Raw genomic sequence first — 20335 nt, forward strand, 5'->3', positions numbered from 1 at the left:
CAAGCAGAGGCCATCCATCGACCTCCGCGAGGACCCCCGGAGTCTCCGCCCCCGGGCTTCATCGCTCGACCACAGCCCGCCGCCATCGAGGAGCGTGGATCCGACGCCCTCCCCACCGACGGGATGGGTCAATTATGCGCCTCCCGGATGCTGTGCGCAGGAGAGGGGGCTTAGCAGCAGGTCATGTCGTTGATCCTGCTGGATATTGGCTCGCTGAACCCGACTATGGATTCCCGGATTGTCAGCACAGCGTCATGCCGGTCCGTCTCCTCCCTGTCGTGAAGCGATGGGGAGGGGGACCGCGAAGCGGTGGAGGGGTGGAGGGGTGGCGTCCAGAGCACGACCTCTGAGTGATCGGCGGACCCCTCCACCATTCCGGCTGGTCGCCGGAATGGTCCCCCTCCCCATTCGCGAGCGAACGGGGAGGAGACGAGAAGCAGCGGCGCTCCTGACAGCTTCGGGCTCGCGCGCGCCGCCTTGTCCCGGGATGACGAAAGAAGAAAGGGGCTCGCTCCCTTCGTGTCCTTCGCGCCTCCTTCGTGGCCTTGGTGATGAACCTGCCGGCGGCGGCTCCCTCGGCAGAGTGGTCGCCATGCGGTTGATCGTCGGCCCCGCCCCTCCACCCTGCTTCGCAGGATCCCCCCTCCCCATCGCTGCGCGACGGGGAGGCGACGGACGGCGCCGCGCGCCCCTCGGCGGAACGGGGAGGCGCGACCGGGTGTTCCGTCTGGGTCGGGGTCTGAGGGAGATGCGCGATGCGATGCCTGTTGACCATGACGGCGGTCGGCGCCTGCGGCCTGATGATGGCCGGCTGCGCCACGACCGACACCTACGCCTCGGCGTGCGAGCGGGATTACGCCCAGAACCGGAACCGGGCCATGGCGGCCGGGGCGGTGCTGGGCGGGGCCATCGGCGCGGCCGTGGCGGGCAGCGAGGACCGGGAGGCCGGGGCGGCCATCGGCGCCGCGGCCGGCTATCTGATCGGCCGCGAATTGTCGGAAGAGGACGATCCCTGCGGCTACGGCTTCGGCGGCTACAACAACGACGGCCGCTATGGCCGCGAACGGGTGTACTGGCGCGACGGCGACCGGCGCTGGTGAGGGAACGGAGCCCGCGCCCGCCGGTTGTCGCGGCGGAGGACTTCATGACCCATCTCAAGACCGTTCTGACCGCCGCCGCCGTCGCCGCAGGCCTCGCCGCCTGCAACAACCCCGAGTCCGCGCCCGAGCCGGAGAACGAGGCCGTGGCCGAGGCCATGCCGGAGACGCCGGACATGAGCGACACGACCGCAGGCGACGCCCCCACGCCCCCGGCGACCGGCGCGGCCCCCGCCGCCGGGGCCGAAGGGACCACCGCGCCCGAAAAGGCGCCCGCCTACTGAGCCGCCGCTGGCCCGACGCGCAGGAAATCGTTTACTTCCCCGTGCAACTTGGCGCCGGGGGAGACGACCGGCGCGCGCCCGGGCGCTTTCCGCGGTGACCGAGGGGGGACGTGAATGCGCTGGATCCGGAAGCTGGTCAGACGCCTGAAATGCAAACGCCACCGCTGGCGGCCGGACCGCCGGCGCGAAGGCGGGGAATTCTGCGACCTGTGCGGCGCGCACCGGCTGGCGCCGGCGGGGAAGTGACGAGGCGCCCGGTGCGCGAGGCCTAGGGGCCGCCCGCCACGGCGCCGACGGCCGCCATGGCCAGGGCTTCCAGATCGACGAGGCCATAGACGGTCAGGCCGCCTTCGACCTCGGTGACGATGAGCGTCTCGCCGGCCTCGGCCTGGCGCTGCAGCTCGCTCCGCAGCGCCTCCGCGACCTGGGCTTCCATGTCGGCCATCTGATCTCCTCCGGCGCCCCGGGCGGGTTCCGGAGATGAAACGCGTCTGGGCCGAACGGGGTCCGTCCGCCTAGCCGAACCGCCGCCGGTGGTCGGCGCTGCGCAGGGTGGAGCGGATGAAGTCGGCGGGCGGGTCGGTCTCGGCCAGCACGGCTTCCTTGATGGCGCGGGGCTCGCCGAACAGGTGGCCCTGGCCGACGGAGATGTCGAGTTCGAGGATGTCGACGATCTGGCGCTCGGTCTCGCATTTCTCGGCGATCAGCTCGATGCCGTAGCGGCGGGTGACGCCTGCGAAGTCGGCGGCGGAGATGTCGCGCAGGGCCGGCAGGGCCGAGGCGGCGTCGGTGTCGAGCAGGGTCTCGATCAGCAGGTCGGCGGCGACCTTCATGAACTTGACGTCGGAACGCTGAAGATCCGCGAAGTCGAGGTCGAGGGTCTGGACCTTGTCGATCGAGAAGCGGAAGCCGAGGTCGGCCAGCTTGGCCATGTTGCGGGCCTCGACGGCGCCGCGGGCGTCGAACGTGGCCTGGCCCAGTTCGAAGATCAGGGCCTGGTTGAGGTCGCGGTTCTCGCTGAGGAAGTCGAGGAACTGCGGGAAGAAGGTCTCGTCGCCGAGCGAGGACAGGGCGACGTTGCAGAAGACGCCGACCTTGCGGTCCTGACGGGCGAGGCGGCGGACGATCTGGGCGCAGCGGAACAGCAGCAGGTTGTCGATGGCCGGGACCAGGCCCTCGCCCTCGGCGACGGAGAGGTATTCGGCCGGCATCATCACCCGGTCGTCGGCGGCGCGCAGGCGGGTGAAGCTCTCGTAGAAGATGGTCCGGCGCTGGGGCAGGGAGACGACCGGCTGCAGGTAGAGATCGACGCGGTTCTCGGCGAGGGCCTCGTGGATGGTCTGGAGCAGGGCGTTGGACTGCTGCTGGTGGCGGGCTTCGTAGGGGTTGGCTGCGGCCGGTTGGGCGATGCGCTGGTCGATCGACTCGCTCATCTGCTGGATCAGGGATTCCAGCATGCGCACCTCGCCCGAGAGCTGCTCGGTCGAGGAGAGGGCGCCGCTCTCGATGGCCTGGGCCAGTTCGGTCAGGGCCCCCTGGGTGGACTCCATGGCGTCGGCGAGCAGGCGGTGGGCGTCGCGGACCTGGTCGATCTCCTTCTTCAGGGCGGCGCGCTCGGCCTTGCCGGAGACCAGGGTGTGGATCGCCGCCAGCAGGCCCAGGGTGGCGATGCCGGCGGCCGCGCCCGCCCCGGCCCCGAGACCGGCGCGCCAGACGAAGGCGCCCGCCGTCATGGACAGGAACAGGTAGCCGAAGAACAGGAAGCCTTGAGTCAGGGCGCGCATGGAAACGGTTGTTCCGCCTTCCCGGATGGAATCGCCCGAGTATCGGGGTATCACGGCAGTTCGCCTAGCGTTCGTGCACGGATTCTCCCCAGGCTTCGAGGTTAACGATGGAATTGTTCGATCTGACCGGCCAGGTCGCCGTGGTCACCGGCTCCTCGCGCGGCATCGGCAAGGCCATTGCCGAGCGGCTGGCCGAGCACGGGGCCCGGGTGGTGATCTCGTCGCGCAAGGCGGGGCCGTGCGAGGAGGTCGCGGGCGCGATCAATGCGAAGCATGGCGAGGGCCGGGCCATCGCGGTCACCGCCAATATCGCTTCCAAGGAGGAGCTGCAGAGGCTGGTCGACGAGACCAACGCCGCCTTCGGGCGGATCGACATCCTCGTCTGCAACGCCGCGACCAACCCCTATGCGGGGCCGATGGCGGGGATCAACGACGAGCAGTTCGGCAAGATCCTGCAGAACAATGTGGTCTCGAACCACTGGCTGATCCAGATGGTCGCGCCGCAGATGCTGGAGCGGAAGGCCGGGTCGGTGATCATCGTGTCGTCGATCGGCGGCCTGAGGGGCAACGCCCTGATCGGCGCCTACAACATCTCCAAGGCGGCCGACATGCAGCTGGCCCGCAACCTGGCGGTGGAGTGGGGGCCGTCGAACGTGCGGGTCAACTGCATCGCCCCGGGCCTGGTGCAGACCAACTTCGCCAAATACCTGTGGGAGAACCCGGAGCTGCTGAAACAGGTGACGGACCCCGCCCCGCTGAAGCGCATCGGCCAGCCGGACGAGATCGCCGGGGCGGCGGTGTATCTGGCGTCGAAGGCGTCGAGCTACATGACCGGCCAGACGCTGGTGGTGGACGGCGGGATCACCGTTGCCTGGTGAGGGCGCGAACCGGGTGTCGTTCCGCCAGGACCTGATCTGGCGGCTGGAGGCTGCGGGCTTCGCGGGCTTCGTCGGCTTCATGCGGCTGCTCGGGGTCGAGCGGGCGTCGGGGCTGGGCGGCTGGCTGCTGAGAACGCTGGGGCCGAGGACGGGGACGCAGCGGACCGTGCTGCGCAACCTGCGCATCGCCTTTCCGGAGATGACCCCGGCCGAGCGCGAGGCGCTGGCGCTGGCGCAGTGGGAGCAGACCGGGCGCGCCTTTGCGGAGACGGCGGTGATGGAGCGGCTGGTGGCCGAGGACCGCATCGAGGTGGTCGGGCGCGAGCGGCTGGAGGCCATTCGGGACAGCGGCCGGCCGGTGGTCTTCGTCGGCGGCCATTTCGCCAATATCGAGACGCTGGCGGCGACCATCGTCGGGGCGGGGGTGCCCTGCCAGATCACCTATCGCGCCGCCAACAACCCCTATGTCGACGCCCAGATCATCGCGGCGCGGGCGCGCTACGGGGTGAAGCTGTTCGCGCCGAAGGGCGGCGAGGGCGCGAGGGAACTTCTGGAAGGGATGGCGCGGGGCGAGTCCGTGGCCCTGATGAACGACCAGAAATTCTCGGAAGGGCCGGAGGTCGAGTTCTTCGGCCAGCCGGTCAATGCGGCGCCGGGGCCGAGCCGGCTGGCCCTGAGGTTCGGGACGGTGCTGCAGCCGATGTCGGTGGTGCGGTTGCCGGGGGTGCGCTTCCGCCTGACCGTCTACGAACCGATCGCGCTGGAGAAGACCGGCGACCGGCCGGCCGACATCGCGCGCGGGGTGCAGGCGATCACCCGCTTCATCGAGGACCGGGTGCGCGAGAGCCCGGTGGACTGGTTCTGGGTCCACAAGCGCTGGCCCGACCGGGTCTACGCCGCGCTGAGGGCGGAGGACGCCTAGACGGTGACGATGCTGGAGGCGTCGGTGGCGGGCTCGCGCGCCGCGTCGGTGGCGCGCCGGAACGGACCGCGGAAATGGGACGGCGAGGCGCGGCGGCGGTCGGGGCCGAAATAGCCCTCGGTCTTGACGAAGGGCCGGGGCTTCCAGATCACCGACTGGATGCGGTCGAGCACGCCCTTGGCGGTGATCGGCTTGGCGAGGAATTCGGTGACGCCGGCGTCGCGGGCCTCATAGACGCGCTGCTTGCCGGAATGGCCGGTCATCATGATGATCGGCAGGTAGGGATTGGCGCTGTCGGGGCTGTTGCGGACCAGGCGGGTGAACTCGACGCCGTCCAGCGGGAACATGTTGTAGTCGACGATGGCCAGATCGACCGCGTGGTCGCGCAGCATCTGCAGGCCCGCGCCGCCGTCCCCGGCCTCCAGCACCTTCTTGATGCCGGCCGACTTCAGCACGGCCGAGGCGATCGTCCGCATGTGCGGATTATCGTCGACGAGCAGGATCTGAAGGGCGGCGAGGGACGTCATGGGAGTGGCCGAAAAGGCGCCCTGCGGCGCGTGAATGCTGAATCCTAGGGGCCGATTGCTTACCGGTCCATGACTGACCATTGATCAGGAAACAGAGTAATCGCTTACACGCTGTCAGGTTGTCACGAGAAGCGACGGGTCCATGTTGCGGTTGCGCCATTTCATGCGCCAGCACAGGTGCGGACCGGTGGCGCGGCCGCTCATGCCGACCTTTCCGAGCGAATCACCGCGGCGCACGTCCTGACCGGCGCGGACCTCGAGACGGGACTGGTGCAGATAGGCGGTGATCAGGCCCTGGCCGTGGTCGATCAGGGTCAGGCCGCCCTCGAAATGCAGGTCGGGCTCGGCCAGGGTGACGCGGCCGTCGGCGGGGGCCCGGATCACGGTCCCGACCGGCGCGGCCAGGTCGATGCCGTAGTGAGGCCGGGCCGGCGTGCCGTTGAGGACGCGCTGGGCGCCCCAGCGGCTGGTGACCCGAAAGGCCTCAAGCGGCCAGACGAAGCCGTCGCGGAACTGGTCGGCGTCGAGGCGGCTGGCGAAGCCCTCGGTCTTCAGCTCGACCTCGCGGGCGATGCGGGCCAGCAGGGCCGGGTCGGAGGGCTGGACGGTGGCGGGCGGCAGGCCGTCGATGCGGGTGCTGGGGAAGTCGCCGGGGGCGATCTGCAGCGTCCGCCGCGCGGAACGGCCGCCGGCGCGGACCTCGATCTCGGTGCTGGACGGGGCGTCGCGGTCGAAGCCGACGAAGAAGGCGCCGCTGGCGGAGGCGGCGGTCAAAGCCTCGCCGTCGACAAAGACCAGGGCGCGCGGCCAGGTGCGGCCGATCACATGGCCGCCCTGGACCAGGGGGCCGGAGAGGTCGAGGTCGCCAGCCTGCTGAAGGGCCCGGGCGGGCCCGCCGGCGGCGAGGGCCGCGGCTCCGGCGAGGAGGGCGCGGCGGTCGGGGATCATCGGGCCGGGATCATCCGCTGCAGGGCCTCGCCGGGACCGGCGTAGGCTTCCTGGCGCGTCGCGGACCAGTAGCGGAGGATTTCCAGCGGGATGGGCTTGCCGCTGACGGCGCAGGTCACGAAACGGCCGCGCTTGAGCACGGCGAACTCGCCATCGGCGAAGTGGAGAGTGGCGGGTTCGGCGTCAGGCTCGGTCATGGGTCGAGGCTAGCCCGGCGGCCGCGACGGCGCCAAGGCTTTCGCCTGTCAGAACAGGTCGCCCTGCCCGGGCGGCGGCGCCTTGGGCCGGGGCGGCGGCGCCGGTCTGGGACGGGCGGGCGGGGGGCTGTCGCCGTCGCCGTCGATGCGGGCCCCGCGCGAGCCGTCGGCGAAGACGAGGCGAACGGTCTGGCCCGGCCGGAGGGCGGCGGCGGCGGCGATCATGGCCCCCGCGTCGTCCTCGACGCGGGCGAAGCCCGGCTTGGGCCGCTTCGGGTCGAGGCTGGACAGGGCGCGGGCGAGGGCGGCGAGGCGGGTGCGGTCGTGATCGAGCCGGCGCGCCATCGTCGGGGCGAAGCGGGCCGAGGTGGCGCCGAGGCGGTCGCGGCGGCGTTCCAGCGCGCGGTCGAGCACCCCCCGCGACAGGCGGCCGGCGACGGTGATCAGCTGGCGCTCGTGGACCGCGACATTGCGGTGCAGGGCGGAGCCGAGGCGGCTGCCGGCGTGGTCCAGCCGCTGGCGCGGCAGGGCCAGCAGGTCCTCGGGCCGGGCCGGCAGGCCGCGTTCGACGGCGCGCAGACGGGTGCGGCGCTCCTCGATCAGCCGGCCGCCGGCGCGCACCAGCCGACGGTCGAGGTCGAGCACGGCGGCGCGCAGGTCGGCCAGCACGGGGGTGGCGATCTCGGCGGCGCCGGTGGGCGTGGGGGCGCGGCGGTCGGAGACGAAGTCGATCAGGGTGGTGTCGGTCTCGTGCCCGACGGCGGAGATGATCGGGATGCGGGCGGCGGCGACGGTGCGCGCCAGCCCCTCGTCGTTGAAACACCACAGGTCCTCGACCGAGCCGCCGCCGCGGGCGACGATCAGCAGGTCGGGGCGGGGGATGGGACCGCCGGGCTTCAGCGCGTCGAAGCCGCGGATGGCGTTGGACACCTGGCCGCAGGCGGCCTCGCCCTGGACCACGACCGGCCAGACGATGACATGGCAGGGCCAGCGCTCGGCGATGCGGTGCAGGATGTCGCGGATCACGGCGCCGGTCGGGCTGGTGATGACGCCGATGACCGTCGGGAAGGTCGGGATCGGCTGTTTGCGGGCCGGGTCGAACAGGCCCTCGCCCTGGAGCTTGCCCTTAAGCCGCTCCAGCTGGGCCAGCAGGGCGCCGGCGCCGGCGGCCTCCATGGTCTCGATGACGATCTGGTAGGAGGAGCGGGCGGGATAGGAGGTGATCTTGCCGGTGACGATGACCTCGAGCCCCGTTTCCGGCTGGACGCCGAGGCCGCGCGCCTGACCCTTCCAGACCACGCCGTCGATGCAGGCCTTGTCGTCCTTGAGGGTCAGATAGACATGGCCGGAGGCGTGGCGGTTGACCTTGGAGATCTCGCCGCGCAGCCGGACATGGCCGAAGCGGTCCTCGAGCGTGCGCTTCAGCGCGAACGACAGCTCGGAAATCGACAGGGGCGGATTGTTGTCGCGCGGCGCCGCCGGTTCGTCGGCCGGGCCCTCGAAGACGTAGGAGTCGTCGCTCATGGGGGAATGGTAGCGGCAGGGCGGCGCGGGGGGAATGCCGGCGGCTGTGGGGCGGACATCAAACCCGAACGGCCCGGGTTACGGGCCTTTAAGACAGGTCTTCTATGGGTGCTCCATGACCGGACTTGCCGCCCTCTCCATTCTGATCGTGGATGACAGTCCGCAGATGCGGGCGATCACGGCGTCGGTTCTCGAAGGCGTCGGCGTCCGCAACATTCTGGAGGCGGGTGATGCGGCCTCGGGGTTGGGCGTTCTGCGGTCCGAGCCGGTGGACGTCGTCGTCGTCGACTACAAGATGGCCCCTTTGAACGGCACCGAGTTCGTCCGGCTCGTCCGCAACAGTCCGGATTCCCGGGACCCGTTCGTTCCCATCATCATGCTGACCGGCCATGCAGACCGGCGCCGCATCTATGAGGCGAGGGACGCCGGGGTGTCCGAGTTTCTCGTCAAGCCCGTGACCGCCAAGGCGCTGATCGGCCGGTTGGAAATGCTGATCCTCAAGCCCCGTCCGTTCGTGAAGCTCGACGGCTATTTCGGACCCGATCGTCGCCGGATCAATCGGCCGGATGGCGCGGAGCGCCGACGCGCGACGGACCAGAGGCTGACCATCGATATCGACTAGAGCCGCCCGCGAGGCGGCGTTTCGCACAAGGGCGCCGGCGCGGCAGGCCCTGCCGGGGGCAATCGCCCCGGATCATCGCCGGCGACCAAGGACCGCCGTTCAGCCCTCGAGCGGGATGATGAAGACGCGGTCGTAGTTCGAGGGACCGTCGTAGCGGGGCAGGGCGACGTAATCGTCGCCCGAATGCTCCATCACCTCGCGGGCCAGCCGGTTGAAGGCGGCGCGATCGCCCCTTCGCCGCGGCAGCACGACAAAGCCTTCGTCCGATTTCTCCACCGCGTGGGACGGCCCCCCGTCCCTCAGCGACTGCAGAAACACGCCCATGGCACGCCTCCGTCGATCAGGATTGGACGCCAAATCAGCCACAAAGCGGCGCGGCAGGCAACATCATGGGTTAACCGGACGGCGCGAGCTCCCTCACATCCGCGCGAGCGAAGCCGGGCTTTTCGGGGCTGTGCGGGGCCTGGATGGCGGCGGAACGCTTGACCGCCTTCGCGGGTGCGGTCATTGCGCGGGGGATGAACATCCTGCTGGTGGGATCGGGCGGACGCGAGCACGCCCTGGCGTGGAAGATCGCCCAGTCGCCCCTCGTGCGGCGGCTGGTCATCGCGCCCGGCAACCCGGGCATGGACAAGCTGGGCGAGCGGGTCGCGCTGAAGGTCACCGACGCCGACGGCCTGTGCGCCCTGGCGCGCGAGATGAAGGCCGATCTGGTGGTGGTGGGGCCGGAGACGGCGCTGGAGGCGGGTCTCGCCGACCGGCTGGCCACGGCGGGAATTCCCTGCTTCGGACCGACCAAGAAGGCGGCCCAGCTCGAGACCTCCAAGGCCTTCTCCAAGGCCTTCATGGAGCGGCACGAGATCCCCACGGCGGGATACGGCGTCTATGAGCGGCTGCACGAGGCGCGGCAGGCCCTGTCGGTGTTCAAGCCGCCCTATGTGATCAAGGCCGACGGGCTGGCGGCGGGCAAGGGCGTGGCCATCTGCGCCAACAGCCGCGACGCCGAGGGCGAGATCGAGCGGATGCTGGGCGGCCGCTTCGGCACGGCCGGGGCGCGGGTGGTGATCGAGGAGTTCATGGACGGCGAGGAGGGCTCGCTGTTCGCGGTCTGCGACGGGCAGCGGGCGCTGCTGCTGGGCGGGGCGCAGGACCACAAGCGGGCCTATGACGGCGACCTGGGGCCGAACACGGGCGGCATGGGCAGCTATTCGCCGGCCCCGGTGTTCACGCCGGCGCTGGTCGAGGCGGCGGAGCGGGACATCGTCCAGCCGGTGATCGCCGGCATGGCGCGCGAGGGGATGCCGTATCGCGGGGTGCTGTACGCCGGGCTGATGGCCACCGAGGCCGGGCCCAAGGTGGTCGAGTTCAACGCCCGCTTCGGCGATCCGGAATGCCAGGTGCTGATGATGCGGCTGGAGGGGGACATCGTGCCCCTGCTGCTGGCCTGCGCGCGCGGCGACCTGAGCCGGGTCGCGCCGCCGGAGTTCCTGCCGGAGACGGTGATCTGCGTGGTGCTGGCCGCCAGCGGCTATCCCGACAGTCCGTTGGAGGGGTCGATCATCCGCGGGGCCGAGCAGAATTTCGGCCCGCACGTGCAGGTGTTCCATGCCGGGACCCGGCGGCAGAAGGACGGGCAGCTGGTCGCGGCCGGGGGGCGGGTGCTGAACGTCTGCGCCCGGGGCAAGGACATCGCCGAGGCGCGCCAGCGGGCCTATGCCGCGATCAAGAAGATCGACTGGCCGGGCGGCTTCCACCGCACCGACATCGGCTGGCGGGCGATGGAGCGGGAGCAGGGCTCCGCCGGGGGTTGACGCACACTGAACCTTGTTCGCGCCCGCGCATTGCAAAGGTTGGAGCGGCAGGGAGCGACCGGGATGCAAAGTCTTCGAGCGGGGGCGTCGGCGGCGGAGGGCGCGGTTCACGGCATCCTGCTGGCCTTTCCCATCGCCCTGTTCACCACCGCCTTGATCACCGACATCGCCTATCTGCGCACGGCGCAGGTGCAGTGGACCAATTTCTCAAGCTGGCTGATCGCGGGCGCCCTCGTCGGCGGCGGAGCGGTGCTGGCGTGGAGCCTGATCCGGCTGCTGTTCGCGTGGCGGACGCCTGCGCGCCGCGTACGGATGGTCTACGCGGCGGTGGTCGCTGTGATGTGGGTGCTCGGCCTGATCAACGCCTTCAAGCACAGCCAGGACGCCTGGACTTCGGTCGGGGCGTTCGGGGTGACGCTGTCGCTGATCTGCACCCTGCTGGCGCTGGCGGCGGGGGTGATCGCCTTTTCCGGCCGGCTGGACCGGGAGGTGATCCGATGATCCGCTCGATCACATGCGCCGTCGCCGTGCTGGCGCTGGCGGCCTGCGGGCGCAGCGACCCGGGGCTGGACCAGACCGGGCCAGAGCCGGACCTGCCGGGCGTTCGCCAGACGCTGCTGCCGCCGATGAAGATCGCCAAGCCGATCGGCTGGGGCGACGCCCTGCCGACCGTGCCGACGGGCTATACAGTCACGGCCATGGCCACGGACCTGCAGATTCCGCGGCAGATGCTGGTCCTGCCGAACGGCGACATCCTGGTGGCCGAGGGGCGGGGCGGCGGGGCGCCGGCGCTGCGACCCAAGGACGTCATCGCCGGGGTGATCAAGAAGCAGGGCAACACCAAGGTCGCGAGCGGCAACCGCATCACGCTTCTGCGCGACGCAGACAACGACGGGCGGCCGGAGGTGCGGAGCGTCTTCATCGACAATCTGAACGCGCCGTACGGTCTCGCCTTCGTGGAAGGCTATCTCTACGTCGCCGAGCAGGACGCCCTGGTGCGCTTCCCGTACCAGCCGGGCCAGACGCGGATCACCGCCGCGGCGGAGGAGGTGACGAAGCTCCCGTCGCAGATCAACCACCACTGGACCAAGTCACTGGCGGCAAGCGCCGACGGCCAGACGCTGTATGTGGGCATCGGCTCGAACAGCAATATCGGCGAGCGCGGGCTGGCGCTGGAAGAGGAACGGGCGGTGGTCTGGGCCATCGACCGCACGACCGGAGCCCGTCGGACGGTGGCGCGGGGCATTCGCAACCCGACCGCGCTGGCGATCGAGCCGACGACGAGCGCCTTGTGGGCGGTGGTGAACGAGCGCGACGAGATCGGCCCGCAGCTGGTCCCCGACTACCTGACCTCTGTCCGGGAGGGCGGCTTCTACGGCTGGCCCTACAGCTACTGGGGCCAGAACATCGATCCGCGCGTGCGGCCGCAGAAGCCCGAATTGGTGGCCGCCGCGATCCGGCCGGACTATGCGCTGGGGTCGCACGTGGCGGCGCTGGGCCTGTCCTTCGCGCGGGACGGCGGGTTCGGCGGGGCCTTCTCGGAAGGCGCCTTCGTCGGCCAGCACGGCAGCTGGAACCGGCAGGATATCTCGGGCTACCGGGTGGTGTGGGTGCCGTTCGCGAACGGGCGGCCGAGCGGCAAACCGGTCGACTTCGTCACGGGGTTCCTGACCGATCAGGGCCAGGCGAGGGGCCGGCCGGTGGGCGTGGTGTTCGATCCGGCGCGGCGCATCCTGCTGGTCGCGGATGACCTGTCGAACACGGTCTGGCGGATCGCGCCTCGCGCCGCGGCGGCGCCCAGGCCCGCGCCCTAGACCATTTTTGCTTCAGGTCGGATCGACCTGAATCCAAAAAATGGTCCAGGCTCAATGCTGGAGCGAAATCTGAGCCGAGTTGGACTGCGTCCAACTCAACCGATTTCGCTCTAGGCCCAGGCGAAGAGGAGGCGGCCCTCGCCCATGCGCTCGCGCAGCACCGGCAGGTCGTGGTGGGCGACGGAGAAGCAGCCGTAGCTGCGGCCCAGCTTGCCTTCGCGGGCGAGGAAGTCCGGGTCGGCGTAGTCGGCGCCGTGGACGATGATGGCGCGCTCGCGGGCCAGGTTGTTGGTGTACTCCAGCCCGTCGAGCAGGACGTTCGGCCCCTGCTGGGCGCCGAAGCCGGCGCCGGCGGTGGCGTAGGCGCCGACCGAGGACATGTAGCTGTCGGGGGTATTGGAGAACTGCTGGGCGAAGCCGGTGTGGGCCGGGTCGGAGCCGCGGCCGTGGCTGGTGCGCATCAGGGTGACGGCGCCGCCGTGCAGGTCGACCTCGTAGAGCCGCTCGTCGCCGGAGAATTTCTTGAAGTCGACCAGGTACATGCGGTCGCGACGGGTGATCCTGCCCTGATGGATGTCGAGAGCGGCCATGGCCCGGTCCATCAGCTCCTGGCGCACCGAGCCGCGCGGATCGAGCGGGCGGGTGGAGTTGAGCTGGGAGGTGATGATCTCGGGGGCGCGTCCGACCTGGATCGTCGGGGTCGGCGGGACCTGCACCTGGGCGAGGCCGGCGACCGGCCGGGCCGCCGCGGTGGCGCACCCCGACATCAGAGCCGCGCCGCCCAGAATGAATCCACGTCTCGCCAACTGCATGCGACGCCCCTCGCACGTTCAAGAAGTCACGGGTTGTTTCAAATCGTGACCCGCGTAGCAACCTGAGCCTTGGCGCGGATCGTAGGCGGACTAAGGTGAACAAGCCGTTCGGGGAGGGTTTCGTGAAGTCGATCACAGCGCTGTTGGCGGCGACCGCCATATTCCTGTCGGGCGCGGCCGCGGCGCAAACGCCCGCCCTCGCACCGGTTTCCCCCGCCGAGGGAACCACGTTCGTGCAAGTGGGGCGGCTTCTGGCCGACCCGGCGAATGGTTCCATCCTGCGCGATAAAACTCTCGTGATCAGGGGCGGCCAGGTCGTGGAAATCCGCGACGGCTTCGTCGGGGAGGGGCGGATCGTCGATCTGCGCGACTCCTTCGTGCTGCCGGGGCTGATCGACAGCCATGTGCACCTCACCGGCCAGCAGAACCCGAACGGGCGGCTGGAGGAGGTCACCCAGTCCAACGCCGAACAGGCCATGGTCGGCGCGCGCTACGCCCGGCGGACGCTGATGGCGGGCTTCACCACCGTGGCCGACTTGGGCGGGAGCAACGAGGCCGTTTTCGCCCTGCGCGACGCGATCCGGCGCGGCGACGTGCCGGGACCGCGGGTGATCGCCTCGGGCCAGTCGGTGTCGATCCACGGCGGGCATGGCGACATCAACGGCTTCCGCGAGGACGTCATGCACCTGTTGTCGCCGGAGAGCGTCTGCTCGGGGCCGGAGGACTGCATGCGGGCGGTGCGGCTGCAGGTGCGCTCGGGCGCCGACATCATCAAGATCACGGCCACGGGCGGGGTGCTGTCGAACACGGCGGCGGGGCTGGGCCAGCAGTTCTCGGACGAGGAGCTGGCCGCCATCGTCGGCGCGGCGCACCGGATGGGACGACAGATCACGGCCCACGCGCACGGGGCCGACGGGATCAACAGCTTCCTGAGGGCCGGCGGCGACTCGATCGAGCACGGGACCTATCTGGACGCCGAGTCGATCCGGCTGATGCGGCGCGAGGGGGTGTGGCTGGTGCCGACCCTGATGGCGGGGGATTTCGTGGCCCGGGTGGCTTCGGGGCCGGACAATTTCCTGACGCCGGCGCAGACGACCAAGGCGCTGCAGGCCGGGCCGCTGATGCTGGAGATGGCGCGGCGGGCGCATGAGGGCGGGGTGCGGATCGCCTTCGGGACGGACAGCGGGGTGTCCGCGCATGGCGACAACGCCGGGGAGTTCGCCCTGCTGACGAGGGCCGGGCTGACGCCGCTGGAGGCGATCCAGTCGGCGACGGTCGGGGCGGCGGCGCACCTGAAGATCGAAGCGGAGGCGGGGCGGATCGCGCCGGGCATGCCGGCCGACCTGATCGCGGTGGCGGGAGACCCGCTGGCGGACGTGACCGAGCTGGAGCGGGTGCGGTTCGTGATGCGGGGCGGGGTGGTCTATCGGGAGGACTGATCCTTCTCCCCTTGAGGGAGAAGGTGCAGCCGAAGGCTGACGGATGAAGGGTCGCACCGGGCCGACCGTCCTCGTCTCGTCAGTCACACTCGGCCGGAGAGACCCCTCATCCGACCTCGCTGCGCTCGGCCAGCTTCTCCCGCAAGGGGAGAAGGAAGCGGGACATCCCCGCCTCGTCCTCGAACACCGCCGCCACCGGCCAGCTGACGACGCGCTCCCGCCACTCCGGCGGCAGGCGGGACCAGTCCTTTTCGGTGGTGATCAGCTGCGCGCCGAACTGCGCCGCGCGGTCGGCGAGGAAGCGCAGGTCCTGGTCGCGGAAGGCGGCGTGGTCTGGGAAGGGGGCGAAGTCCTTCAGGTCGGCGCCGGCGGCCTTGAGGGAGCGTTCGACCTTCCACGGCTTGGCGATGCCGGCGAACCCGACCAGCGGGCCGGGCGGCGGCGGGGCGGCGGGGTGGAGGCGGGCGATGAAGACCGGCAGGGCGGCGAAGGTCTGGACCAGTTCGGGATCGGCGGCGGGGGCGTCGGCGGGGAGCAGGATGACCACGGCGTCGGCGCGGGCGAGGCCGGCCTTGATCGGCTCGCGCATGGGCCCGGACGGGAAGACCGAGCCGTCGCCGAACGGCCATTCGTCGTTGCGGGTCTCGCCGTCGACGACGATCAGGCTGAGGGCCTTCTTCAGGGCCAGGTTCTGGTGGGCGTCGTCGAGGACGAGGGCCTGGGCCCCGGCGTCGGCGGCGGCGCGGGCGCCAGCGACGCGGTCGCGGGCGATCCAGGCGGGGCTGTCCAGCGCCAGCATCAGCGGCTCGTCGCCGACCTCGGCGGCGGTGTGGACGGCTAGATCGACGCGGGTCGGGCCTTCCAGAGAGCCGCCGTAGCCGCGCGACAGGGCGTGGGCGTCAACGCCGGCGGCGCGGAGCAGGCGCAGGACCTCGCGGGCGACCGGGGTCTTGCCGGAGCCGCCGACGGTCAGGTTGCCGATGGAGATGACGGGGACGCCCGGATCGACCGGCGTGGCGCGGGCGATGCGGCGGGCGGTGGCGGCGGCCCAGATCCACGACAGCGGCTTGAGCAGCATCCGCGTCATCGGTGCGTGGCGACGCTCGCGGTCGTACCACCAGCGGGGGGTGTTGAGCTTCATCGGCCGATCCGCGGAGGCGCGGCGGGGAGCAGCGGCGTCAGGGCGTCCCACAGGCGGTCGAGGCCGGAACCGGCTTCGGCGGCGGCCCGGCGGCCGCGCTCGCCCATGGCCCGGGCGGCCTTGTCGTCGGCGAGGAGAGGGGCGAGGACCGCGGGGAGGTCCCAAGGGGCGTCGACCACGGCGAGGCCCCCGGCCTGCACGAGCGCGTCGGCGACGGCGGCCCAGTTGGACATGTCGGGGCCGGTGACGGCGGGCTTGCCGAGGCGGGCGGGTTCGAGCGGGTTGTGGCCGCCGACGGGGGGCTTCTCCAGGGCGGCGGAGAAGCTCCCGCCCATGACCACGACATCGGCGAGGCGCAGGAACAGGCCCATCTCGCCGAGGGTGTCGGCGACGTAGAGGTCGGTGTCGCGGTCTGGCTCCCGCCCGTCGGAGCGGAGGGCGAAGCGGTAGCCGTCGCGGGTCAGGGCGGCGGCGATGGCGGCGCTGCGCTCCGGATGGCGGGGCACGAGGATCAGGCACAGGCGGTCGGCCAGCTTGTCGAGGGCGCGGACGAGGGCGATCTCCTCGCCGTCGTGGGTGCTGGCGGCGACGACCACGGGCCGGTCCCCGATCGCGGCGCTGAGGCGGGTGAAGGCGCCCGGATCATGCGGCGGAGCGGCCCCGGCGAGTTTCAGGTTCACATGACCGTCGATGCGGGCGCCGAGGCTCTCCAGACGCCCGGCGGAGGCCTCGTCCTGCGGCAGGATGCGATCGAAGGCGGAGACGATCTCGCGGGCGGCGGCGGGGAAGCGGCGCCAGCCGTCGGCGGTCTTCTCCGTGATGCGGGCGCTGGCGAGGACCAGTTTCACGCCGCGGCGGCGAGCCTCGAGGATCAGGTTGGGCCACAGTTCGCTCTCGACGAAGACGGCCGCGGTCGGCCGCCAGTGGTCGAGGAAGGCGCGCACGGCGCCGGGCGTGTCGACGGGGGCGAACTGGTGGATGACCCCGGGCGGCAGGCGTTTGGCCAGCAGGGTCGCCGAGGTCAGGGTGCCGGAGGTGACCAGAACGGTCAGGTCCGGGCGTTTGTCGCGCAGGCGCTCGACCACCGGCAGCAGGGACAGGGCCTCGCCGACGCTGACCCCGTGCAGCCAGACGAGGTCGCCGACAGGTCGGGGCAGGGAGGCGAGGCCGAGGCGCTCGTCGACCCGGGCCGGGTCTTCCTTGCCCTGTTTGGCGCGGGCGTCGAGCAGGCGCGGGGCCAGAGGCTCGATCAGGCGGGTCAGGAGCCGGTATGCGATCAGGGCGAGGCTCACGTCAGACCCGCTCCAGCCCGGTGAGGGCGTCGGCGCGCGCCTCGACGGCGTCGAGTCGCCGGGTCCAGTCGGCGGTGACCTCGGCGATGTCGCCGCCCTCGGGATAGCGGGCCAGGTCCCAGACGATCGCGCCCCTGCCGAAGGGCAGGGGCAGGACCGCCTTGTCCCAGCTGCTCAACCGGATGGCGGGGTTGCAGCTCAGACCGATGAACAGGGCCGGGACGCCCGACAGTCTGGCCATCAGCGGCAGGCCCTCGGCCATCTGTCGGGCCGGGCCGCGAGGGCCGTCCGGGGTGATGGCGAGGGCGCCGGCCTTGAGCTGGCGCAGGCCGTCGCGCAGGGCCTGGCTGCCGCCCTTGGCGCGGTCGGCCTTGTCCTTGTTGGCCGAGGAGCCGCGCACCGCCGGGAAGCCTTGGCGGGCGACGGCCTTGGCGATGAATTCGCCGTCGGCGCTCAGCGAGATCAGGGCCTTGGCGGGCGTGGCCCGGTCCAGCGGCCAGCAGGCCGGCGACAGGCCGATGCGCGAGTGCCAGAACACGGCGAGCACGCCGCCGCCCTGTTTCCAGACCTCTTCCGCGACCGGCTGGTTCTCGTGGGTCCAGCGGATGGTGGCGAAGCAGACGCGCATCCAGGCGGCGAGCAGCCAGGCGAGGACGCTCTGGATGACGGGATTGCGCAGCGGCCTCATGCGACGGTCGCGACCGTGACGGGGTCGCCGTCCAGCGACTGCTGCTTCGCCAGCCGGGCGTAGAGGCCGCCCTTCTTCACCAGCTGGGCGTGGGAGCCGGTCTCGACGATGCGCCCGGCCTCGACGACGTAGATGCGGTCGGCGTTGCGGACGGTCGACAGGCGGTGGGCGATCATCAGGGTCGCACGACCTTCCATCAGGCGTTCGAGGGCGGCCTGGACCAGCGCCTCGCTCTCGGTGTCGAGGGCCGAGGTGGCCTCGTCGAGCAGCAGGATGGGGGCGTCCTTGAGGAAGGCGCGGGCGATGGCGACGCGCTGGCGCTGGCCGCCGGACAGGCGCAGGCCCGCCTCGCCGGCGCGGGTCCGGTAGCCCTCGGGCAGGGCGGTGATGAAGTCGTGGGCGGCGGCGGCGGCGGCGGCGGCCTCGATCTCGGCCTGGGTCGCGCCGGGGCGGCCGTAGGCGATGTTGGCGGCGAGTGTGTCGTCGAACAGGAAGGGCTCCTGGGTGACCAGGGCGATGCGCGAGCGCAGGTCGTGCAGCCTCAGCTCGCGGACGTCGCGGCCGTTGACGGTCACGGCGCCGGCGGTGACGTCGTAGAAGCGGGGCAGGAGGCTGAGGATGGTGCTCTTGCCGCCGCCCGAAGGACCGACGAGGGCTACGGTCTCCCCGGGGGCGACAGTCAGGGAGACGTCAGACAGGGTCGGGGCGACAGTGTCCGAGGCCGGGGCGTAGGCGAAGCTGACGTGGTCGAGGGCGACGGTGACGGGACCGTGCGGCAGGGGCGCGGCGTCGGGCGCCTCGCGGATCTCCGGCTCGATGTCGAGGGCCCCGAACAGGCGGCGGGCGGCGGTGAGGCCCTCGGACATCACCGTCTGCAGGTTGGTGACCTGGCGCAGCGACTGGCCGGCGGCCATCAGCAGGCCGATGTAGGCTGCGAAGGCGCCGACGGTCATGCCTCCGTCGCGGGCGCGCCAGCCGGCGTAGGCCATGACGGCGGCGACCACGACCATGGCCACCAGGTTGGAGAAGGGGCCGGCGAAGGCGCGGGAGTCGGCGCTCTTGATGACGTGGCGTTGGCGGCGGCCGACCACCTCGCCGACGCGCGCCTCCTCGGCCGCCTCGCGGTTCTCGATCTTGATCAGGCGGACGCCGTCGAGGTTCTCCATCAGGGCGGTGGAGAGGTTGGAAGTCTCGACCATGGCCCCGGTGGTGGCCTTGCGCATCCGCTTGCCGAAGCGGCGCATGACCCAGGCGATGACCGGCGCGCCGAGCAGGACGATGGCGGTCAGCCGCCAGTCGGTCCAGGCCATGTAGGCGATGACGGCGACGAGGGTCAGGCCGTGCTGGGTGTAGTTGACCACGCCGTTGGTGAAGGCCTCGCGCACCAGGTTGGCGTCGAACAGGACGCTCGAGACGAAGCCGCCGGAGTGCTGGCTGCGCAGCCGGGCGAGGTCGGCGCGGATCATCGAGCCGAACAGCCGCACCTGGATGTCGCCGACGATGCCGTGGCCGAGCCGGTTGACCAGCGCCGCCTGGCCGAGGGCGGCGGCGGTCCAGATCACGCCGGCCCCGATGATGATCAGGGGAATGCCGGTCAGGGCCTGGCCCGGCGGCACGGTGAAGATCTTCCAGATCGTCACCGGCTTGCCGAGGAACAGGCCGTCGATGGCCGGCTCGAGCAGCTGCAGCACTGTGGCCGCCATGACGCCGACGATGGCGGCGCAGGCGATCGAGGCGAACAGCGGGGTGCGGTGATGCGAAAGGTAGTCGCGCCAGATGCGGGCCAGCAGCGGGCGCAGCGGCTCCTTCTCGTCGGCGGCGGGCGCGGGCGTCGTCATCGGTCCGAGGTCGGACGGGACGGGGGGGAAGTCAAGCGGGAGACGCGCGCTCGCAGGTCCGGGCGGCTTCGATGGCGTGGGCCATGAGGTTGGCCGCGGCCTCGGCGCTCATGGCCGCACCGGCGACGAGGGCTCGCCAGCCGTGGAAGTCCAGCGCCAGATGCAGCAGGGAGCGCTGCGGCCCGACGAGTCCTTCGCCCAGCGTCTCGCGCCAGCCGGCCGCGACGGGGCCGAAGCGCAGGTCCGCGATCTCACGGGTCAGGACGTGGCGCTCGGCGTCCCGCAGCACGCAGCCGAGCAGTTCGGCGTTGTCGCCGTACCAGGCGTAGACCGCCGTCAGCCCGTGACGAAGCCGCAAGGCCGGGTCCGCCACGCCGCCCCAGTCGGCGGCGTCGGGCGGGGGACTGCGCTCGAGCGACAGGGCCGAGCAGGCCATCTGCAGGCTGCGCAGGTCGGGGAAGTGGGCGTAGAGGGTGTTGCGCTGAACCCCGGCGCGCTCGGCGACCATGCTCAGGCTGGTGTTCGCCGGCCCGACCGTGCCGTGCAGATCGACCGCCGCCTCGACGATCTTCAGGCGCGTCTGCGCCTGCTGCTCAGCACGTCGTTTGAGGGTGTAGCCGCGGGTCATAAGAGTTTCACTGAGCAGGTATGCGCAGCCATATTGACGGCCGCCGGTCATTTCGATACACGGCACCGTAGCCTGAAATAAGCGGCCAG

The 20335-nt window shown here is 71.3% G+C and carries 23 protein-coding genes; 10 read left to right on the forward strand and 13 right to left on the reverse strand.

Annotated features, from left to right (window positions below; genetic code table 11):
* Positions 1–755 precede the first annotated feature (755 nt).
* The 3 genes from VEA98_RS13175 (at position 756) to VEA98_RS13185 (ending at position 1627) form a co-directional block, all read left to right on the forward strand.
* Complete coding sequence (locus VEA98_RS13175) at positions 756–1100, forward strand: glycine zipper 2TM domain-containing protein (RefSeq protein ID WP_324815259.1); 345 nt, start codon at positions 756–758, stop codon at positions 1098–1100.
* A gap of 44 nt (positions 1101–1144) precedes the next feature.
* Positions 1145–1381 (forward strand): hypothetical protein, encoded by a 237-nt coding sequence (locus VEA98_RS13180; RefSeq protein WP_324815261.1) that lies wholly within the window; start codon positions 1145–1147, stop codon positions 1379–1381.
* 114 nt (positions 1382–1495) lie between these two features.
* On the forward strand, positions 1496–1627 hold the full coding sequence (locus VEA98_RS13185) for a hypothetical protein (RefSeq protein ID WP_324815263.1): 132 nt from the start codon (positions 1496–1498) through the stop codon (positions 1625–1627).
* 22 nt (positions 1628–1649) lie between these two features.
* Here the strand turns inward: VEA98_RS13185 and VEA98_RS13190 are convergent, their stop codons facing one another.
* Positions 1650–1826 (reverse strand): hypothetical protein, encoded by a 177-nt coding sequence (locus tag VEA98_RS13190; RefSeq protein WP_324815266.1) that lies wholly within the window; start codon positions 1824–1826, stop codon positions 1650–1652.
* Between the two features lie 70 nt (positions 1827–1896).
* A complete protein-coding gene (locus VEA98_RS13195; protein ID WP_324815268.1) occupies positions 1897–3165 on the reverse strand; it encodes an EAL domain-containing protein in 1269 nt (422 codons plus the stop codon).
* Positions 3166–3272: 107 nt separating this feature from the next.
* Between VEA98_RS13195 and VEA98_RS13200 the strand changes: the two genes are divergently transcribed.
* Together VEA98_RS13200 and VEA98_RS13205 are read left to right on the forward strand one after the other, a co-directional pair.
* Entirely contained in the window at positions 3273–4043 is a 771-nt protein-coding gene (locus VEA98_RS13200) for an SDR family oxidoreductase (protein WP_324815271.1), read from the forward strand.
* 79 nt (positions 4044–4122) lie between these two features.
* The gene (locus VEA98_RS13205; protein WP_324815542.1) at positions 4123–4965 is read left to right on the forward strand and encodes a lysophospholipid acyltransferase family protein; all 843 of its coding nucleotides are present in this window, start codon (positions 4123–4125) and stop codon (positions 4963–4965) included.
* Here VEA98_RS13205 and VEA98_RS13210 read toward each other — a convergent pair.
* The 4 genes from VEA98_RS13210 to xseA all read right to left on the reverse strand — a co-directional run bounded on the left by VEA98_RS13210 (position 4962) and on the right by xseA (position 8161).
* Positions 4962–5492, reverse strand: a complete 531-nt coding sequence (locus tag VEA98_RS13210) for a response regulator (RefSeq protein WP_324815275.1) — start codon at positions 5490–5492, stop codon at positions 4962–4964. The two genes, VEA98_RS13205 and VEA98_RS13210, sit on opposite strands and share 4 nt — an antisense overlap.
* 114 nt (positions 5493–5606) lie before the next feature.
* On the reverse strand, positions 5607–6440 hold the full coding sequence (locus VEA98_RS13215) for a M23 family metallopeptidase (RefSeq protein WP_324815277.1): 834 nt from the start codon (positions 6438–6440) through the stop codon (positions 5607–5609).
* A complete protein-coding gene (locus VEA98_RS13220) occupies positions 6437–6637 on the reverse strand; it encodes a DUF2093 domain-containing protein (RefSeq protein WP_324815282.1) in 201 nt (66 codons plus the stop codon). Before VEA98_RS13220 ends, VEA98_RS13215 begins: the two co-directional genes overlap by 4 nt.
* A gap of 48 nt (positions 6638–6685) precedes the next feature.
* Positions 6686–8161 carry an exodeoxyribonuclease VII large subunit gene (xseA, locus tag VEA98_RS13225; protein WP_324815284.1) on the reverse strand — a complete coding sequence of 492 codons (1476 nt, stop codon included), beginning with the start codon at positions 8159–8161 and terminating at the stop codon, positions 6686–6688.
* A gap of 115 nt (positions 8162–8276) precedes the next feature.
* On the opposite strand from xseA, the gene VEA98_RS13230 reads away from it, so the two are divergent.
* Complete coding sequence (locus tag VEA98_RS13230) at positions 8277–8783, forward strand: response regulator (protein WP_324815286.1); 507 nt, start codon at positions 8277–8279, stop codon at positions 8781–8783.
* Between the two features lie 99 nt (positions 8784–8882).
* On the opposite strand, the gene VEA98_RS13235 is transcribed toward VEA98_RS13230, so the two are convergent.
* Positions 8883–9107 (reverse strand): hypothetical protein, encoded by a 225-nt coding sequence (locus tag VEA98_RS13235; protein ID WP_324815288.1) that lies wholly within the window; start codon positions 9105–9107, stop codon positions 8883–8885.
* Positions 9108–9301: 194 nt separating this feature from the next.
* Between VEA98_RS13235 and purD the strand changes: the two genes are divergently transcribed.
* The 3 genes from purD (at position 9302) to VEA98_RS13250 (ending at position 12408) form a co-directional block, all read left to right on the forward strand.
* Entirely contained in the window at positions 9302–10594 is a 1293-nt protein-coding gene (gene purD / locus VEA98_RS13240) for a phosphoribosylamine--glycine ligase (protein ID WP_324815290.1), read from the forward strand.
* Between the two features lie 63 nt (positions 10595–10657).
* Positions 10658–11095 (forward strand): DUF2231 domain-containing protein, encoded by a 438-nt coding sequence (locus VEA98_RS13245; protein ID WP_324815293.1) that lies wholly within the window; start codon positions 10658–10660, stop codon positions 11093–11095.
* The gene (locus tag VEA98_RS13250; protein WP_324815295.1) at positions 11092–12408 is read left to right on the forward strand and encodes a sorbosone dehydrogenase family protein; all 1317 of its coding nucleotides are present in this window, start codon (positions 11092–11094) and stop codon (positions 12406–12408) included. Before VEA98_RS13245 ends, VEA98_RS13250 begins: the two co-directional genes overlap by 4 nt.
* A 110-nt stretch (positions 12409–12518) precedes the next feature.
* Here VEA98_RS13250 and VEA98_RS13255 read toward each other — a convergent pair whose 3' ends face one another.
* Positions 12519–13220: a murein L,D-transpeptidase catalytic domain-containing protein gene (locus tag VEA98_RS13255; protein WP_324815298.1), complete on the reverse strand. Its 702-nt coding sequence runs from the start codon at positions 13218–13220 to the stop codon at positions 12519–12521.
* Between the two features lie 122 nt (positions 13221–13342).
* On the opposite strand from VEA98_RS13255, the gene VEA98_RS13260 reads away from it, so the two are divergent.
* Positions 13343–14659 carry a metal-dependent hydrolase family protein gene (locus VEA98_RS13260; RefSeq protein WP_414642183.1) on the forward strand — a complete coding sequence of 439 codons (1317 nt, stop codon included), beginning with the start codon at positions 13343–13345 and terminating at the stop codon, positions 14657–14659.
* A 106-nt stretch (positions 14660–14765) separates the two neighbouring features.
* Here VEA98_RS13260 and lpxK read toward each other — a convergent pair whose 3' ends face one another.
* The 5 genes from lpxK to VEA98_RS13285 are packed head-to-tail and all read right to left on the reverse strand — an operon-like array spanning position 14766 to position 20246.
* Complete coding sequence (gene lpxK / locus VEA98_RS13265) at positions 14766–15800, reverse strand: tetraacyldisaccharide 4'-kinase (protein WP_324815300.1); 1035 nt, start codon at positions 15798–15800, stop codon at positions 14766–14768.
* Complete coding sequence (locus VEA98_RS13270) at positions 15797–17092, reverse strand: 3-deoxy-D-manno-octulosonic acid transferase (RefSeq protein WP_324815303.1); 1296 nt, start codon at positions 17090–17092, stop codon at positions 15797–15799. Before VEA98_RS13270 ends, lpxK begins: the two co-directional genes overlap by 4 nt.
* A gap of 1 nt (position 17093) precedes the next feature.
* Complete coding sequence (locus VEA98_RS13275) at positions 17094–17780, reverse strand: lysophospholipid acyltransferase family protein (RefSeq protein WP_324815304.1); 687 nt, start codon at positions 17778–17780, stop codon at positions 17094–17096.
* The gene (locus VEA98_RS13280) at positions 17777–19618 is read right to left on the reverse strand and encodes an ABC transporter ATP-binding protein (RefSeq protein WP_324815307.1); all 1842 of its coding nucleotides are present in this window, start codon (positions 19616–19618) and stop codon (positions 17777–17779) included. The genes VEA98_RS13275 and VEA98_RS13280 overlap by 4 nt, the downstream gene beginning before the upstream one ends.
* 31 nt (positions 19619–19649) lie before the next feature.
* Entirely contained in the window at positions 19650–20246 is a 597-nt protein-coding gene (locus VEA98_RS13285) for a TetR/AcrR family transcriptional regulator (protein WP_324815309.1), read from the reverse strand.
* Positions 20247–20335 lie beyond the last annotated feature (89 nt).

The organism is Brevundimonas sp., from assembly GCF_035627055.1.
In the GTDB taxonomy this organism is placed as follows: domain Bacteria; phylum Pseudomonadota; class Alphaproteobacteria; order Caulobacterales; family Caulobacteraceae; genus Brevundimonas.